13 protein-coding genes and 1 pseudogene are annotated in these 17,640 nt (G+C 58.8%); 9 read left to right on the top strand and 5 right to left on the bottom strand.

Translation table 11 applies throughout. The features are described from left to right. Window positions 1–507 precede the first annotated feature (507 nt). Both J1C59_RS01400 and J1C59_RS01395 read left to right on the top strand, forming a co-directional pair. Window positions 508–2,421: a bifunctional 5-dehydro-2-deoxygluconokinase/5-dehydro-2-deoxyphosphogluconate aldolase gene (locus J1C59_RS01400; protein WP_128085042.1), complete on the top strand. Its 1,914-nt coding sequence runs from the start codon at window positions 508–510 to the stop codon at window positions 2,419–2,421. Between the two features lie 343 nt (window positions 2,422–2,764). Beyond that, window positions 2,765–3,604: a MurR/RpiR family transcriptional regulator gene (locus J1C59_RS01395; protein WP_128085041.1), complete on the top strand. Its 840-nt coding sequence runs from the start codon at window positions 2,765–2,767 to the stop codon at window positions 3,602–3,604. A 55-nt stretch (window positions 3,605–3,659) separates the two neighbouring features. Here the strand turns inward: J1C59_RS01395 and J1C59_RS01390 are convergent. Continuing rightward, window positions 3,660–4,040, bottom strand: a pseudogene (locus J1C59_RS01390) (molybdopterin dinucleotide binding domain-containing protein); the annotation flags it as partial. 46 nt (window positions 4,041–4,086) lie between these two features. Here J1C59_RS01390 and J1C59_RS01385 point away from each other — a divergent pair. After that, a complete protein-coding gene (locus J1C59_RS01385; RefSeq protein ID WP_128085039.1) occupies window positions 4,087–4,284 on the top strand; it encodes a hypothetical protein in 198 nt (65 codons plus the stop codon). A 99-nt stretch (window positions 4,285–4,383) separates the two neighbouring features. Here J1C59_RS01385 and iolB read toward each other — a convergent pair whose 3' ends face one another. After that, window positions 4,384–5,211: a 5-deoxy-glucuronate isomerase gene (gene iolB / locus J1C59_RS01380; RefSeq protein WP_128085038.1), complete on the bottom strand. Its 828-nt coding sequence runs from the start codon at window positions 5,209–5,211 to the stop codon at window positions 4,384–4,386. Between the two features lie 117 nt (window positions 5,212–5,328). After that, window positions 5,329–6,834 (bottom strand): CoA-acylating methylmalonate-semialdehyde dehydrogenase, encoded by a 1,506-nt coding sequence (locus J1C59_RS01375; RefSeq protein WP_128085037.1) that lies wholly within the window; start codon window positions 6,832–6,834, stop codon window positions 5,329–5,331. Window positions 6,835–7,247: 413 nt separating this feature from the next. Here J1C59_RS01375 and J1C59_RS01370 point away from each other — a divergent pair, with 413 nt between their 5' ends. Further along, on the top strand, window positions 7,248–8,063 hold the full coding sequence (locus J1C59_RS01370) for a TIM barrel protein (RefSeq protein ID WP_128085036.1): 816 nt from the start codon (window positions 7,248–7,250) through the stop codon (window positions 8,061–8,063). A 33-nt stretch (window positions 8,064–8,096) separates the two neighbouring features. Here J1C59_RS01370 and J1C59_RS01365 read toward each other — a convergent pair whose 3' ends face one another. Then, entirely contained in the window at window positions 8,097–9,320 is a 1,224-nt protein-coding gene (locus J1C59_RS01365; RefSeq protein WP_140917393.1) for an MFS transporter, read from the bottom strand. 276 nt (window positions 9,321–9,596) lie between these two features. Between J1C59_RS01365 and J1C59_RS01360 the strand changes: the two genes are divergently transcribed. Continuing rightward, on the top strand, window positions 9,597–10,652 hold the full coding sequence (locus J1C59_RS01360) for an AI-2E family transporter (protein ID WP_128085035.1): 1,056 nt from the start codon (window positions 9,597–9,599) through the stop codon (window positions 10,650–10,652). Here the strand turns inward: J1C59_RS01360 and J1C59_RS01355 are convergent. After that, window positions 10,641–11,324 carry a FadR/GntR family transcriptional regulator gene (locus J1C59_RS01355; RefSeq protein ID WP_128085034.1) on the bottom strand — a complete coding sequence of 228 codons (684 nt, stop codon included), beginning with the start codon at window positions 11,322–11,324 and terminating at the stop codon, window positions 10,641–10,643. The two genes, J1C59_RS01360 and J1C59_RS01355, sit on opposite strands and share 12 nt — an antisense overlap. Window positions 11,325–11,471: 147 nt before the next feature. Between J1C59_RS01355 and uxuA the strand changes: the two genes are divergently transcribed. From uxuA to hemB, 4 genes are all read left to right on the top strand, one after another. Beyond that, complete coding sequence (gene uxuA / locus J1C59_RS01350) at window positions 11,472–12,656, top strand: mannonate dehydratase (RefSeq protein WP_128085033.1); 1,185 nt, start codon at window positions 11,472–11,474, stop codon at window positions 12,654–12,656. Window positions 12,657–12,931: 275 nt separating this feature from the next. After that, window positions 12,932–14,536 (top strand): EAL domain-containing protein, encoded by a 1,605-nt coding sequence (locus tag J1C59_RS01345; protein ID WP_128085032.1) that lies wholly within the window; start codon window positions 12,932–12,934, stop codon window positions 14,534–14,536. A 435-nt stretch (window positions 14,537–14,971) separates the two neighbouring features. Next, window positions 14,972–16,477, top strand: a complete 1,506-nt coding sequence (gene proP / locus J1C59_RS01340) for a glycine betaine/L-proline transporter ProP (RefSeq protein ID WP_128085031.1) — start codon at window positions 14,972–14,974, stop codon at window positions 16,475–16,477. A gap of 127 nt (window positions 16,478–16,604) precedes the next feature. After that, the gene (gene hemB / locus J1C59_RS01335) at window positions 16,605–17,582 is read left to right on the top strand and encodes a porphobilinogen synthase (RefSeq protein ID WP_128085030.1); all 978 of its coding nucleotides are present in this window, start codon (window positions 16,605–16,607) and stop codon (window positions 17,580–17,582) included. Window positions 17,583–17,640: the final 58 nt, after the last annotated feature.

The following is a 17,640-nucleotide window of genomic DNA, read 5'->3' as shown; positions in this document are numbered from 1 at the left end:
CACCCCGCCATACGTGGTTATCGACGGAACAGGCGACCGGAATAACTGAAACGTGAGGCGATTATAAACAAATATATTTTTCATAAAACATCATTACAGAAGAAACATTTCATTTTGCGAGTGAGATCAAATTTAGCGGCTGCAGCGGGTCTGGCGGGGAAAAGCGGCAGGCAAATCCGGAACGTTTTACCGCGCCGGAGCCGGGATGAAAAAATTCATTTCAGTGATGCAGCGTGCCCTGGCGACGGAAAGATTCCTGCGATCGCCCTCACAACCCTGACATAGCGCGTATCGGAAGAGCCGATCCGGCGCTGCCGGACGAGGATCAGGAGTTTTACCTGGTTCACATATTTGCGATGGATATTTCATTGCGAGTTGTATATGAAATTTTTATTCCTCATACTGCCGCTATAGCCAGTCAGACATTCACAGACCCGGGAGCCGGGCAGAATTACCGTTGCCCGTTTCGCTCGCCAGCTCTGCTAATCACAGAAGGAAACCACAGGTATGCGTACAGAACAGAAGCCGCTTGATGTGATTTGTATCGGGCGAATCGCCGTTGATTTTTATGGCCAGCAGATCGGGGCGAGACTGGAAGATGTCACCTCATTCGCGAAATATCTGGGAGGATCGTCGGGCAACGTCGCCTATGGCACCGCCATCCAGGGACTGAAATCGGCGATGCTGGCGCGCGTGGGGGATGAGCATAACGGTCGCTTTCTGCGTGAAGCCTTGCAGCGCGTTGGCTGTAACACCGATGCGCTGATCACCGATCCACGGCGTCTGACCGCCCTGGTGATCCTCGGCATCAAAGATGAAGAGACGTTTCCGCTGATTTTCTACCGCGATAACTGTGCCGACATGGGCCTGGTGCCGGAGGATATCGACGAGGCCTTTATTACCTCCTCCCGCGCGGTGGCGGTGACCGGTACCCACCTGTCCCATCCTCAGACGCGGGCAGCGGTACTGAAAGCGCTGGATATCGCCCGCCGCCATGGCCTGCGCACCGCGCTGGATATCGATTATCGTCCGGTTCTGTGGGGCCTGACCTCGCCGGGCGATGGCGAAACCCGTTTCATTGAATCCTCTCAGGTGACTCAGCAGCTTCAGGAAGTGGTGCACTATTTCGATCTGATCGTCGGCACCGAAGAGGAGTTTCATATTGCCGGCGGCAGCACCGACACCCTGACTGCGCTGAAGAATGTGCGTCAGGCGAGCCAGGCGACGCTGGTCTGCAAACGCGGTCCGCTGGGTTGCGTGGTGTTTGAGGGTGACATTCCGGATAGCTGGGACCAGACACAGCTGCACACGGGCGTGCGGGTAGATGTGCTTAACGTGCTGGGGGCGGGCGATGCCTTTATGTCTGGCCTGCTGCGCGGCTGGCTGAACGATGAAGGCTGGGAACAGGCGTGCCGTTACGCCAACGCCTGCGGTGCGCTGGTGGTTTCACGCCACGGCTGCGCCCCCGCCATGCCTACCAGGGCGGAGCTGGATGATTTTCTGAGCCGCGATGACGCGGTGAAACGCCCCGATCTCGATCCTCACCTCAACCATCTGCACCGCGTCACCACCCGCAGACAGGCGTGGCCGGAGCTGAATGTTTTCGCCTTTGACCACCGCAAGCAGCTGGCGGAGATGGCTCAGGAAGCGGGTGTCGGAGAAAGCCGCATTCCGCCGCTGAAGCTGCTGCTGCTGAAAGCCGCACAGCAGGCCGCCGAAGAGGCGGGATTAGAGAATAAAAGCGGTATTCTGGCCGACACCACCTACGGACAGAAAGCGCTGAATGCGATCACCGGTAAGCACTGGTGGATTGGTCGCCCGATCGAACTGCCCGGCTCCCGTCCGCTGCGCCTGGAGCATGGCAACATCGGCTCGCAGCTGATCGACTGGCCCGCCGAACATGTTGTGAAATGTCTGGTCTTCTATCATCCTCATGACAGCGCTGAACTGCGCAAAGAGCAGGATGAGCTGCTGCTTGATGTCTGGAAGGGCTGCAACAAAAGCGGTCACGAGCTGCTGCTGGAGGTGATCCTGCCTGAGAGCCATCCGGACAAGAGCGAGGCTTTTTACGTGGCAATGCTGAGCCACTTCTACAGCCTGGGCATCAAGCCTGACTGGTGGAAACTGCCGCCGCTTTCGGCCGAATGCTGGCAGACGATTGGCCGCCTGATAGAGCAGCAGGATCCTTACTGTCGCGGCATCCTGCTGCTAGGCCTGGATGCGCCCGAAGAGAAGCTCAAAGCCGGTTTTGCGGCGGCGGCTGACGCGCCCTGGGTAAAAGGCTTCGCGGTGGGCCGCACCATCTTTGGTCAGCCTTCGCGCCAGTGGCTGCAGGGTGAGCTGGATGATGAGGCGCTGATAGAAACCGTGAAGGGCAACTATCTGCGGCTGATTGCGCACTGGCGCGCTGCCCGCGCCTGATTTCCTGTTCTGCCAGACGCCACCCCGGACGGGGATGGCGCTGGCCTTTCTGACGGCATCGGCAGGGGCGGCGAGACGATCCTGCCTGTTCTGCCCGTCCCGGTCTCAGCCCCTGCCGCCCTTTAGCTCTGCATGCGCCCGTTTCTGCTCTCCTGTCACACCGGTTTTACCCGGCCATGGCCCCTAAAGCGCCCTGCCGTGCCGGGCTGAGGCTAATCTGTGAACCATTTCATAAAGACATGAAATAAACCGTGCTGCGGACGCAAACAAATGAAATTTTCCATCCATCTGGTACTATAGCGCTCATTATGCAGCCATTATTCTCAGGACACGGGCAGAAGTGATGAACAATAATCCCACCCAACTTTCTCTGTTGCAGGACGATATTCGTCGCCGCTACGAAACGCTGAGTAAGCGGCTTAAACAGGTTGCGCGCTACATCCTTGATAACAGTAACAGTATCGCCTTTGATACCGTCGCCTCGATTGCCCAGCAGGCCGATGTGCCGCCTTCAACGTTGATCCGGTTTGCCAATGCGTTTGGCTTCAGCGGCTTCAACGAAATGAAACAGGTTTTTCGTCAGCACCTGATGGAGGAGACGGTCAACTACACCGAGCGCGCACGTCTGTTCCGTCAGACCGCGACCGACGACAGCGCCAGTGCACCGGAGAGCCCGGCGGAAATCCTGAATGTCTTTACCATGGTGAACAGCCAGGCGTTGCAGCAGCTGGCGATGCAGGTCAATCCGGAGCAGCTCAATAAAGCGGTGAAACTGCTGAACGAGGCGGAGAATATCTATGTCATCGGCCTGCGCCGCTCTTTCAGCGTGGCCTCCTATCTGGTCTATGCGCTGCGTCATCTGGAGCGTCGGGCGTTCCTGATCGATGGACTCGGCGGAATGTTCACCGAGCAGCTCAGCCTGGTGAATCCGAAGGATGTGGTGATTGCGATCAGCTACTCACCCTATGCGCGAGAAGCGGTTGAAGTGGTGGAGATGGGAGCCAAGCGCGGTGCCCATCAGATCGCCATTACCGACAGCCAGGTCAGCCCGCTGGCCGCCTTTAGCGATGTCTGCTTTGTGGTGCGGGAAGCGCAGGTTGATGGCTTCCGTTCTCAGGTCGCCTCTCTCTGCCTGGCGCAGACGCTGGCGGTTTCGCTGGCGCTGAATAACGCCGACGCCTGAGCCACGCCCAGAAAACAGGGTGGCCTGTTCCACCCTCTCTTTTTAGTGACCAGCCTCAGCTCAGCGGTTTCGCCGCCTTAGCCAGCCGCTGTTTCATCTGCCGATAGCTCTCCATGACATAGTGTTCTGCCCAGGCCGCATCCTCAATTTTCTCCAGTCTCACCGCGCAATACTTAAACTCTGGTGTTTTGGCGACGGGATCGAGGCTGTCAATCGTCAGTTCGTTACAGGCGCCAATCCACCATTGGTAAGTCATATAGACCGCTCCCTGATTGACGCGGTCGCTGATCTCCGCGCGGCTGATCACTTTGCCTCTGCGTGAGGCGACCCATACCAGTTCATCCTGCACAATGCCCGCCAGCCGCGCATCCTCGGGATGGATCTGTACCCTTCCCGGCTCATCCGCCTGCGCCGTCAGGGCGTGGCAGTTGCCGGAGCTGGCACAAAGGTTCCTGCACAGCGGGATCACCGTCGGGACCTGTGTGGCCATCGTTGCCAATCTGATCCTGAACGGCAAAAGATTTCACTTTAAAAACCGTCACTTTGAGGTTTGCGAGCCTGAAGAGTCGGCCGTGGATGAGGTGCAATCGACCGCCGCACGACGGGTAGCGATTAAAACCGTCCGGGTCTGGTTACTTCTGCGCCGGGACAGGGAGCAGCAAGAGAAAGAACGACTGTAAAAACATGGCCGCTCACGCTCAGAGCGGCCAGTCCTCTGGAGGCCGTTTTTTTTGCGCGTAAAAGCCGGTTGCGGCACTTTACGCTCTGCCATCTCCGATTCAGGTCAGGCTGCCGGGACGCGGATAGGCGTCGCTGTTTACCCAGGCGTGATCGCTCTCCCAGCTGAATTTCCACAGCCGCACTGGCCCTGCCATCACGTTCAGATAGTAGTTGTTGTAACCCGCCAGCGTCGCCACCGGATGATAGCCGCGCGGCACCATCACCACATCGCGATTGTAGGGGGCCATGCAGACATCCAGCGAACGGTCGTCGGTGTAGACGCGCTGCATGGCAAAACCTGGCGCCGGATCGAAACGGTGATAGTAGGTCTCTTCCAGATAGGTTTCGTTTTCACTCTCTTCCTGATCGTGCTTGTGGCTGGGATAAGAGCTGGTGTCGCCCTCATTGGTGTAGACCTCCACCACCAGCAGGCTGTCTGCTGGTTCACTGTCAGGCAGAATATTGTGAACCAGACGCTGGTTGCGCCCTTTTCCGCGATGTTCGACGCCGACATCCGCCGGGGTAATCAGTCGTGCCGGCAGATTTCCCCGGCCGGGTGCGTTACAGACGGCCAGTTCGAGATCGCTGTCTGCGTAAACAACCACTTCATCATCATGTGGCACGTAAACGGAATAGGGTGGCACGCGCTCAAAGGGCGACATGCGCTGACCGATGCCGGGAAATTCAGCATGGCGGGTTTTTACCGAGGCCAGCCCGGCAACCAGCACCAGACAGAGCTCTTTATCCCCGCTGCTCAGATGCAGGGTTTGCCCTTTTTTCAGCAGATAGGCATCAAAGCCAACATAACGCCAGCCTGCCCGCTCTGGCGTGACATGCTGGATACGGCCCTGCGCGTCAGGGGCCTGCGCTTTCGCCAGTAAAGACATCCCGATCCTCCTCTCTGTCACGATTAACGCTGCGGGATCTCGCTGCAGGGTGCCAGCGAATAGCACGACCGGCAGAGTAGCCTGCCGGTCGTGCATCCTGAACAGCGTTGAAATTGCTTAGCCTAACGTCGGCATACTGAACTCAGACACGGTCTGCTGGCCCGATGGCCAGCGCACGGTGGCGGTTTTCATGCGGGTGTAGAAACGAACGCCGTCCGGCCCGTGGACATTGAGGGCACCGAAGACGGAACGTTTCCAGCCGCCGAAGCTGTGAAACGCCATCGGCACCGGCACTGGCACGTTGACGCCCACCATGCCCGCTTCAACGTTCTGCACAAATTCACGCGCGGTGTGCCCGTTGCTGGTAAAAATCGCGCTGCCGTTGCCAAACTCATGGCTGTTAACCAGTTGCAGCGCCTGGGTGTAGTCCGGCGCGCGCATGATACTCAGCACCGGTCCGAAGATCTCTTCACGCCAGATCACCATTTCCGGGGTGACGTTATCGAACAGCGTGCCGCCGACGTAGTAACCTTCGGCGTGGCCTTCAACCTGGACGTGACGGCCATCGACCACCAGCTTCGCCCCTTCCTGCTCGCCTTTGTCGATGTAACCCAGCACTTTTTTCTGGTGCGCCGCCGAGACCACCGGTCCCATCTCATTCTCATCCGCGCCCTGATTCATGCCGGGACCGATGCGCAGCGCCCTGACCAGCGGTGTCAGGCGGGCAATCAGTTTGTCGGCCGTATCATCGCCCACCGCGACCACGACCGGCAGCGCCATGCAGCGCTCACCGGCCGAACCAAACGCCCCGCCCATGATGGCGTTAACGGTGGCATCCAGATCGGCATCCGGCATCACAATCGCGTGGTTTTTCGCCGCGCCAAACGCCTGGACACGCTTACCGTGGGCGCTGGCCGTTTTATAGATATGTTCTGCCACGCCCGAAGAGCCGACGAAGCTGACCGCCGCAATGCGGGGATCTTTATAGAGCTGCTCTGCATCTTCATTCGAGCTGTGGACCACGTTGAAGACGCCATCGGGCAGGCCCGCTTCGGTCAGCAGTTCAGCCATGCGTACCGAGGCTGAAGGATCCAGCGCCGGGGGCTTCAGCACAAAGGTGTTGCCGCAGGCCAGCGCGACCGGGAACATCCAGAGCGGCACCATCGCCGGGAAGTTAAACGGTGTAATCCCCGCCACGACGCCGACCGGCTGCATCAGCGAATAGCTGTCTACTCCGCCGCCCACGTTCGGAGAGTACTCCCCTTTCAGCAGGTGCGGGATCCCGCAGGCAAATTCAATGACCTCGATGCCGCGCGTCAGTTCACCCAGCGCATCTGACCAGACTTTGCCATGTTCAGAGACAATCAGCGCCGCCAGCTCATCGCGGTGCTGCTCCATCAGCGCTTTGAAGTTGAACAGAACGCGGGCGCGACGCAGCGGCGAGGTTTTCGACCAGTCGGCAAACGCGTGGTGGGCCACACCAATCGCGTGAGCCACCTCATCAGCGGTACTTTGCGTCAGTTCGCGGATGACCTTGCCCGTGGCGGGATCGTAAACAGGAATGGTTTCGTTGCTGGCGCTGAGGGTGGTTTTACCGCCAATGAAGTTACCTATGATCGTCATGATGTTGCCTCTTAAAATGGTGAAGTTCCCTGCAGACGGCCCCTGCAACCTGCCACGCTGCCTGACCAGGCAAACCTGAAAGCATGGTATGAAGCTATTACAGTGGAATAAATTTTTCAAATAGTTCTTTTTGGAAGATTTTCTTTTAGCGGCACAGATCGCATTTTCTCTGCTGCTCTCACTCTGAAGGCATTCTGCTGGCCGCAGGTCGCCCGCTCCGGCCTGGCCGGGCCCTCTGCGGAACGCAGAGGGCGGGGATAGCTGCGAAGTCTGTCCGGTTCTCCGGCATCAGGCTGAAACGCAATGGGGAATTAATGCGAGGCCGATCTAACATTCTAAATTTCACAATTCACTATTAATGAAATAAATGTTTTCTTTAATCGCCCTACCTTCCCCACTTCCGGAGTCATGGCATGGCTATCGATCCCACCCGTTTCTGCATCAATCGCAAAATTGCGCCCCGGCTTTCGCTGGAGGCATTTTTTCAGCTGGTTCAGCGGCTGGGACTGAGCAAAGTTGAGCTGCGCAATGACATGCCGGGCGGCAGCGTCACCGACGATCTCAGCACCAGCCAGCTGCGGGCGCTGGCCGACAGATACCAGATCGATATCGTGACCATCAATGCGCTCTATCCGTTTAACCGTATTGATGACGATCTGCTGAACCGCGCGGAGGCGCTGCTCCGTACAGCACAGGAGATCGGGGCGAAGGCGCTGGTGATGTGTCCGCTGAATGAGGGTGTTGCTCTCTCCTCTCAGCAGACCCAGGCGGCGATGGCGCAACTGGCGCCGCGCTTTGCGCATTACGGCATTGTGGGGCTGGTGGAGCCGCTGGGTTTTACCGTCAGCTCGCTGCGCTCAGGTGTGGTAACGCAGCAGTTAATCGCGGCGGCGGGCGTGCCCTTTAAGCTGCTGCTGGATACCTTCCATCATCATCTCTATGAGGAGGCAGAACAGGCGTTCGCCACAGAGATTGATGCAGAACAGATCGGGCTGGTGCATCTGTCTGGCGTGGAAGATCGTCGTCCGACCGCCGAACTCACTGATGAGGAGCGGATCATGCTGAGTGACAGGGATGTGCTGAATAGCGTGGCGCAGGTCAGACGCCTGGAGACGCTGGGCTATAAAGGGATCTACGCCTTTGAGCCTTTCTCCAGCCAGCTTAACGGCTGGACGCCGGCGGAGACTGAGCGCCAGATCCGCCACAGCATTGAACTGCTGCAGGCCTGAGCCCGGCGGTGCCGGGCGGTGCCCGGCCCGATGCTAGTCCGACGCCTCATCTGCCGCCGGTAACTGCGCCTGACGCCGCTGAAGACGCAGTGTGCAGAAAAACGCGACGCAGACCAGCAAAGCCGTCAGCAGATAGACGCGGGAAACGCCGGCGTAGGTCATGATAAACCCGGCCAGCGGGCCGGTAATGCCCAGCGAGAGATCCATAAAGGCGGTGTAGGTTGCCAGTGCACTGCCCTGATTCTGCGGCGGCATCACTTTTACCGCCACCACGCCCAGCGCCGGGAACACCAGCGAGAATCCGGCCCCGGTCAGAAAGGCGCCCGCTTTGGCCATCCAGGGCTCACCCGCCGCGGCAACCAGAAACAGCCCGGCCGCTTCAACCGCCAGGCAGAGGCTGGCGACCCGCAGGCCACCGTGACGGTTAATGGCGTTCGGGAACAGCAGGCGCGCGCCGACGAAGGCGCCGCTGAACAGAGAGAGGGCAAAGGCCGCCCCTTCCCAGCCCTTCTCCTGATAGAACAGAGTAATAAAGGTGGCGATGACGCCAAATCCGGCCGACCCCATCGCCAGGATGGCACCAAAACCGGCAACCTTTCCCAGCACCGCCCGGAACGGCAGCGGTCTGGCCCGGCTCGCTTTCACCGCCGGACGCGGTACCGCGCAGGCGATGGCCACAACGCAGATAGCCACAATCACCAGCGAGAGCCACAGCAGCCCGCCTGCCCGGAATATCATCACGCCCAGCGGCGCGCCTATCGCCATCGCGCCGTAGGTGACGATGCCGTTCCAGGAGATAACGCGGCCGATGTGCAGCGAACCGACCCGCGCTACGCCCCACAGCGAGGTGCCGGTGCCGGTAAAACTCTGGCCCACGCCCAGAATCAGCCTGCCCAGACAGAGCAGCGTCAGGCTTGCCAGCGGCGAGGCGATCAGCGCCGCCAGCAGAATACAGAGGCCGCTGATCAGGCAGCCCACCAGGCCCGTTACCACCACTTTTTTGGGGCCCCAGAGATCGGCATAGCGTCCGGCATGCGGGCGGCTCAGCAGGGTCGCCACATACTGCAGGCTGATCACCAGCCCGGCCCAGAACGCGCTGAACCCCAGCTGCTCATGGACCCATCCCGGCAGCACCGCCAGCGGCAGACCGATGGTGAGATAGCTGGCGAAGTTGTAGGCCACGATAGAGAGGATCAGCAGAGAGATGCTCAGGTTTCCGGCTGGCGTATTCGGTTCCGCTGCAGGCTGTTCAGGCATGAGTCCTCACGCGTGTATTTGGCTGAATGATAAGGTTTATCCTTTCACTATACCTGCTTTCGTCACCGGCGCATCCGAATGGCCGGCGATCCGGCCGCCGCGCCTGCCCAGCCAGGCCGCCGTACACCGGCCGGAAAGCGGTGACGATAGCGGAATGGGGTGGCGCTGATTATCCCGCCTTTCCGCCGCTGCGATTTACCGTTTCTCTGATAAATCAGATTGTTAATTTTCTTTCAGCTAAACTGGTAACAGCCAATTTACGTCACGGGAGAGGGCATGAGCGAGCTGCAACGGGAAAAGATCGGGCAAAATATTCTGATTAAACTGGCGATGCTGGTCATCATCCTCGCCGGTATCCGGGCTGCGTCCGATATTCTGGTCCCGCTTCTGCTGGCGGCTTTCTTTGCCATCGTCCTCAATCCGCTGGTCACAATGCTGATGCGACGCGGCTTTCGGCGCGGACTGGCAATCGGGCTGGTGATCACGGTGATCTTCTTCGTCATCGTCCTGCTGGGCGCGGTTATCGCCAGCTCGATGAGCGAGTTTTCCGATCTCTATCCGCAGCTGCGCGCCACCATGGAGCAGAAAATGACGGTGCTGCAGCATCTGGCGGCGGGCTTTCATCTCAATATTTCCACCAATGCGCTGGTGCAGCATTTCGACCCGAATACCATGATGAACCTGGCCAGAGCGGCGCTGAGCGGCTTTTCCGGCGCGATGACCAATACCGTGCTGCTGGTGCTGACCGTGGTCTTTATGCTGTTTGAAGTTCACCACCTGCCTTACAAGATGCGCAACGCGCTGGTGAACCCGAAAATCCGCATCGCCGGGCTGCATAAGGCGCTGAAAGGGGTTACCCACTATCTGGCACTGAAAACTCTGGTAAGCCTGATTACCGGGCTTTCGGTCTGGCTGACGCTCTATCTGCTGGATGTGAAGTTTGCGCTGCTGTGGGCGGTCGTGGCGTTTATCCTCAACTTCATTCCCAACATTGGCCCGATTATCGCCGGGATTCCGCCTTTCCTGCAGGCCCTGCTGCTGAACAGCCTGTTTGATGCGGCGATGGTGGCGGCGCTGTTTACCGCGATCCATATGGTGTTCGGTAACATGCTGGAACCGCGTCTGATGGGACGCGGCCTTGGCCTGTCGACGCTGGTGGTGTTCCTGTCGCTGGTGTTCTGGGGCTGGCTGCTGGGCCCGGTCGGCATGCTGCTCTCGGTGCCGCTCACCAGCATCACTAAAATCCTGATGGAAACCACACCGGGCGGCAGCCGTCTGGCGATCATGCTGGGCACTGGCAGACCGAAGCGGGCGCGGGGATTAACCAAGTAGCCGCTGCTGAACGTGCTGCAGATGGCTCTCCATTGCCTGGCGGGCCGCCACGTCATCGCCCGCCACAATGGCCTGAGCAATCTGCTGATGGTCGGCGTTCATCTGCCGCGCAACGCTGTTATCGGCAAAATAGCGCTCCAGCCGCTGCACATGCGGGCTGTAGCGCCGGTTCCATAACTGCTCCAGCATGTCGCGCAGCAGATCGTTGCCGCTCATCTCGCTGATCAGCAGGTGAAAGCGTTTATCCTGCGCCAGAAAAGCCGCGTCGTTTTCGTTGTGCTGCTGCAGCGCTGCGGTCAGCGCCAGCAATTCAGCCCGTTGAGCCTCTGTGCCGTGACGCGCCGCCAGGCCTGCCAGCATCCCCTCAAAGGCTTCGCGCGCCTGCAGAAGATCCTGCAGACTGCAGGCTTCACTCTCCTGCGGCATCGCGCTCTGCGGCAGCGGCTGTGCAACAAAGACGCCGGTGCCGGTGCGGATATCGACCCAGCCGGTCATCTCCAGCGCAATCAGCGCTTCACGCACTGACGAGCGGCTGACGCCCAGCTGCTTCGCCAGCTCACGCTCCGGCGGCAGCAGCCCTCCCGCCAAGAAGTCGCCGCGCGCGATCCCCTCCATAATGGCGTTGGCAATCTGGCGATAGAGGCGCTCAGTTTTTATTACAGCCAGGGTCATTACCTTCTCCTTTTACTCCGCCTGCCCCCGTTTACGGCCGATGCAGTTTGTCACGCTGCGATCCGGATCACGGCCCTGTTCTGTCCGCTATCATACTCTTGGTCCAGCGGCCTGACCACTGGGCCACATCACAGTTAAGGAGTGAAGATGGAACATACATGGCGATGGTACGGCCCGAACGACCCGGTTTCACTGGATGATGCGCGCCAGGCGGGCGCGACCGGCATCGTAACGGCGCTGCATCATATTCCGAATGGTGAAGTCTGGCCGGTTGAGGAGATTAAAGCGCGTCAGGCCCTGCTGGCGGAAAAAGGGCTGGTCTGGTCGGTCGTGGAGAGCATCCCGGTTCATGAGGCGATCAAAACGCAGCGCGGCGACTACCTGCGCTATATCGCCAACTATCAGCAGTCGATACGCAATCTGGCCGCCTGCGGCATCGATACCGTCTGCTACAACTTTATGCCGGTGCTGGACTGGACGCGCACCGACCTCGCCTGGACACTGCCGGATGGCGCAAAAGCGCTGCGCTTCGACGCCGACGCCTTCGCCGCCTTTGAGCTTTTCCTGCTCAGACGGCCCGGCGCAGAGCAGGATTACAGCGCGGCCGAGCAGCAGGCCGCCGCTCAGCGCTTCGCCGCCATGAGCGAAGAGGAGAAGACCACGCTGGTTCGCAACATTATTGCCGGTCTGCCGGGTGCCGAAGAGGGTTACACCCTGGAGCAGTTCCAGGCCCAGCTGGCGCAGTATGACGGCATCGATAAAGCAAAACTGCGCGAACACATGGCGACCTTCCTGCGCGCCATCGTGCCGGTCGCGGAAGAGACGGGCATCCGGCTGGCGGTGCATCCGGACGATCCACCGCGTCCTATCCTGGGTCTGCCGCGCATTATCTCGACCCAGGAAGATATGCAGTGGCTGAAGGAGACGGTGGACAGCCTGCACAACGGCTTCTGTTTCTGCACCGGCTCCTATGGCGTCCGGGCCGACAACGCGCTGGTCGATATGGCGGCAGCCTATGCGGATCGCATTAACTTCGTCCACCTGCGCGCCACAAAACGCGAGGAGAATCCGGCCAGCTTCCATGAAGCGGCTCATCTGGCGGGTGACGTCGATATGGTCGGCGTGATCAAAGTGATTCTGGCGGAAGAGCAGCGCCGTCGCCGGGCTGGCCAGCTAAGAGCGATCCCGATGCGTCCCGACCATGGTCATCAGATGCTGGATGACCTGCACAAACGCACGAACCCTGGCTACTCCGCCATCGGCCGTCTGAAAGGGCTGGCTGAGCTGCGTGGCGTCGAAGTGGCACTGACGCAGATCTATTTTGCCGACTGAGCAGCAGGGTTAACCCTGGCCCGCAAGCGGGTCAGGGTTTTGCTGCCGGCTGCGGCCGCCAGGCGCGCCGCCTCTCCTCCCGTTATCAGCGGATCTGCGCTGAAAGCCAACGAAGCCAAAACAACCTGTCAATAAATGCAAAGTCTGGTCGATAATTGACCTTAGTCAGTTCTGTCAATCGCAAAAACGCTAATCTGCACCGCCCGGAGAAATGCTATGCTGCACCACGTATTAGCCCCTCCGCTCAATACGAAAAAATCTCAGAGGATTTAGCGGTGCCGCTACTGAAACGAAAACGTGATTACGCCAGGCTGGTGATTATTATTTCCGGCCTGCTTCCTCTGGTTATTGGCCTTTTCTTTACCGCGCTCGATGCGCGCCACACCGTCCACCAGCAGCAGGTGAGCGCGGCAACTACGCTGCTCTCGCAGGCCGAACGAATGAGCGACAGCGCCTGGAATATGATCACCACGCTGCGCCAGTTTCAGTATCAGCCCTGCAGCCAGATTGAAAGCCAGTTACAGCGCATCGGCTCACTCAATCCCTATTTCCGCGCCGTCGGCAAGATCGAGCGGGGTGAGATCGCCTGCTCATCAGCCTACGGTTCAGAGCCTACCCCGCTGAAAGAGATGATCATGCGTGACAGGCCGATCACCGGCAAAGCCTGGTGGAGCCTGTCGATTGCCGGGACCTCCGGCGTGCCGGATCGGCCGGCCGTGATTTTCATGCGCGAGCTGCCCGACGGTGAAGGATTCTGGGCCGTGATCGACGGGCAGTATCTGATCGATTTTATGCGCGCGATCGGCAGCACACACCACTATCGTTTCAGCATGACCTTCAGCGACGGCACGCCGATCGCGTCTGGCGCACACATCACGGCATCCCGCTGGTTTGAGCCGCTGATTTATCAGACCCGCTCCGGCCGCTATCCGCTCTCCGTTACGCTCATCGCCTCTCCCTCTGAGCTGATCGCCGCGTGGCGTCAGGTGATGTTTATCATCATGCCGATGGCGGCCATTTTCTCTATTCTGCTGATGATACTGATGTCGAACTGGCTGCAACGGCGGATTTCGTGGCGCGATGAGATCCGGCGGGCCATCGCCAGCGACCAGTTCAGGGCGCACTACCAGCCGGTTTATGACAATCAGCGGCAACGCTGCAGCGGCGCGGAAGTGCTGCTGCGCTGGATCACACCCGATGGTCAGGGCATCCGGCCCGATATTTTTATCGGTGCGGCCGAAGCGGAGGGGATGATTGTGCCGCTGACCCGCCATCTGCTCGATCTGGTCGCCGACGATGTGCAGACGTGGCAGGTTGCGCCCCACTTTCATCTGGCGATTAACGTGGCGGCCGATCATCTCCAGCATCCCGGCTTTGTGGACGATATGCTGCAGTTTGCCGAACGGGTGAAGAGCAAGCAGTTCCTGATTACCCTGGAGCTGACCGAACGCAGCCTGATTAAAGATGGCGCGGAGGTTGCCCGCAAGCTGGATCGGTTACGGCGCGAAGGAATGAAGGTCGCCATCGACGACTTTGGCACCGGCCACTGTTCGCTGAGCTATCTGCAGACCTTCACGATGGATTATCTCAAGATCGATCGCGGCTTTATCAACGCCATTGAATCCCTTGAGGGCAGAACCCCGGTGCTGGATGCGATTATCCAGCTCAGTCATCAGCTGGAACTGGGGGTGCTGGGTGAAGGTGTTGAGAGCGCGCTGCAGTTCCGCTATCTGCAACAGCGTGGGGTCGTCTTTATTCAGGGTTACTACTATGCCCGCCCGATGGATAACGCGGCGCTCATCGCCTGGCTGGCAGCCCACGGGGAACGGCCGGTGACGCTGGAGCCTTATCCGGAGCATGCGGAAGGCGTGCGCGCCTGATGCCCCTCTCATGCCGCTGCGGCCTGCTCCTGGCCCGCGTTTACGCCTGTTCCGGCGCCGAATCGGTTTTTTCTGCTAACCTGATCGGGGCCGGGAACCGATTTCCGGCGTCGCACATCGTCTGTCGTTAATTTTTCCCTGCCGATTCGCTGAAAAAACCGGCAATCGTCACGCAGCGTGATAATTTTTTCGCGTCGCTATACAGCGTAAATCCGCACCCTCAATGGCCACTTCTGGCTCAAACATGACAGATATCACACAAAAACGGTATACTCTGTCGCTGTTCGGAATAATTACAACAGTAATTATTGTCTCAGCGAACGCCTGAATAGCGCTTATTTACGGCTATGCTTAAATTTCTCAACGCAGCGGTCTGACTGCTTCATCCCGGCTCGCGCCGTTGAGAACTTTCGTGTTCCATTACAGGGTAATTCTATGAAATTGCGTAGGAAGCGTGTAAAACCAATTGGGATCAATGATGTCACCATCATTGATGATGCCCGTTTACGTAAAGCCATCACCGCGGCCTCTCTGGGTAACGCGATGGAGTGGTTCGACTTTGGTGTTTATGGCTTTGTTGCCTATGCGCTGGGTAAAGTCTTCTTCCCCGACGCGTCACCGGGTGTTCAGATGATTGCAGCACTGGGAACCTTCTCTGTGCCCTTCCTGATCCGACCGCTGGGTGGTCTGTTCTTCGGTATGCTGGGCGACAAATATGGTCGTCAGAAAATCCTCTCCATCACCATTATCATCATGTCGGTCAGTACCTTCTGTATCGGCCTGATACCCTCCTATGCCTCGATCGGCATCTGGGCACCGATTCTGCTGCTGCTCGCTAAAATGGCACAGGGCTTCTCGGTAGGCGGTGAGTACACGGGTGCCTCGATCTTCGTGGCCGAGTATTCGCCTGACCGTAAACGCGGCTTTATGGGAAGCTGGCTCGACTTTGGTTCCATCGCGGGCTTCGTGCTGGGCGCGGGTCTGGTCGTGCTGATCTCCTCGGTTATCGGCGAAGCCAACTTCCTTGAGTGGGGCTGGCGTCTGCCGTTCTTCGTAGCATTGCCGCTGGGGATTATCGGTCTTTACCTGCGCCATGCGCTGGAAGAGACCCCGGCCTTCCAGCAGCATGTGGATAAGCTGGAACAGGGCGACCGCGAAGGCCTGCAGGATGGTCCAAAGGTGTCGTTTAAAGAGATCGCGACCAAACACTGGCGCAGCCTGCTCTCCTGTATCGGCCTGGTTATCGCCACCAACGTCACCTACTACATGTTGCTGACGTACATGCCGAGCTACCTCTCTCATAACCTGCATTACAGCGAAGATCACGGCGTGATGATCATCATCGCCATCATGATCGGTATGCTGTTTGTTCAGCCGATGATCGGCATGATGAGTGACCGTTTTGGCCGTCGTCCGTTTGTGATTATCGGCAGTCTCGCCCTGATGATCTTCGCGATTCCCGCCTTCATGATGATCAACAGCGGCGTGCTGGGGATGATTTTTGGCGGTCTGCTGCTGATGGCGGTGATCCTCAACGCCTTTACGGGCGTAATGGCCTCTTCTCTGCCGGCGATGTTCCCGACGCACATCCGCTACAGTGCGCTGGCCAGTGCGTTTAACATTTCGGTACTGGTTGCCGGTCTGACGCCAACCCTGGCGGCCTGGCTGGTCGAAAGTACGAACAACCTCTACATGCCTGCCTACTATCTGATGGTGGTAGCCGTGATTGGTCTGATTACCGGTCTGTTCATGAAAGAGACGGCGAACAAGCCGCTGAAAGGCGCGACGCCAGCCGCCTCTGACATGGAAGAAGCGCGCGAAATTCTGCAGGAGCATCACGATAACATCGAGAACAAAATCGAAGATATCGACGCAGAAATCGCCCGTCTGGAAGCGAAACGTAAAAACCTAGTGCAGCAGCATCCGGATATCAACGAGTAATCGTTCTGCTCTCCCGCCGCCCGGCGGGAGAGCGCTTTTCCCCGCACATTACCGCACACAAACCTTCATGCCCCGCAGGCAAAGAGAGTAAACTGTCGTTACTTTTTTCACCTGTGTAAGAATGAAAATGTCTGATTATTCCCTTATCCAGCGCCCAAGAAGATTGCGCGCCAGCGCCTCGATGCGTGAAATGTTCCAGGAGTCTTCGCTGAGCCTGAACGATCTGGCTCTGCCCATCTTTGTTGAAGAAGAAGTCGACGATTACAAACCGATTCAGGCGATGCCTGGCGTGATGCGTATTCCGGAAAAACGCCTTGCGTATGAAATCGAGCGCATCGCCAGAGCGGGTATCCGTTCGGTGATGACCTTTGGTATTTCGCACCATACCGATGCCACCGGCAGCGATGCCTGGAATGAAAACGGTCTGGTGGCGCGCATGTCCCGCATCTGCAAGGACACCGTGCCGGAAATGATCGTGATGTCCGACACCTGTTTCTGTGAATACACCAGCCACGGCCACTGCGGCGTGCTGTGCGATCACGGCGTCGATAACGATGCCACCCTGGCTAACCTGGGCAGGCAGGCGGTGGTTGCAGCCGCAGCCGGTGCTGATTTCATCGCCCCGTCGGCCGCGATGGATGGTCAGGTGGAAGCGATTCGTCGGGCACTGGACGCGGCGGGCTTTACCCAGACGGCGATCATGTCCTACTCCACCAAGTTCGCCTCGTCGTTCTACGGGCCGTTCCGCGAAGCCGCTGGCACCGCGCTGAAAGGCGACCGTAAAACCTATCAGATGAACCCGATGAACCGCCGGGAAGCGATCCGCGAATCCCTGCTCGACGCGGCACAGGGTGCCGATTCGCTGATGGTGAAACCGGCGGGTGCCTATCTGGATATCCTGCGCGATATCCGTGAGCGCACCGAACTGCCGCTGGCGGCTTATCAGGTCAGTGGCGAATACGCGATGATTAAATTTGCGGCCCAGGCCGGTGCCATTGATGAGCGTAATGTGGTGCTGGAAAGCCTCGGTGCGATCAAACGTGCCGGTGCAGACCTCATTTTCAGCTATTTCGCCCTTGATCTCGCAGAACAAAAAGTGCTCTGATCCCCTCCTCATAAAGAGCGTGGTCGCTATGCCGCGCTCTTCTTCTCCGCCGTAAGGC

Source organism: Pantoea deleyi, from assembly GCF_022647325.1.
GTDB lineage: Bacteria > Pseudomonadota > Gammaproteobacteria > Enterobacterales > Enterobacteriaceae > Pantoea > Pantoea deleyi.
The sequence above is the reverse complement of the archived record's forward strand: the minus strand, read 5'-3'. Positions and strand labels throughout refer to the sequence as shown.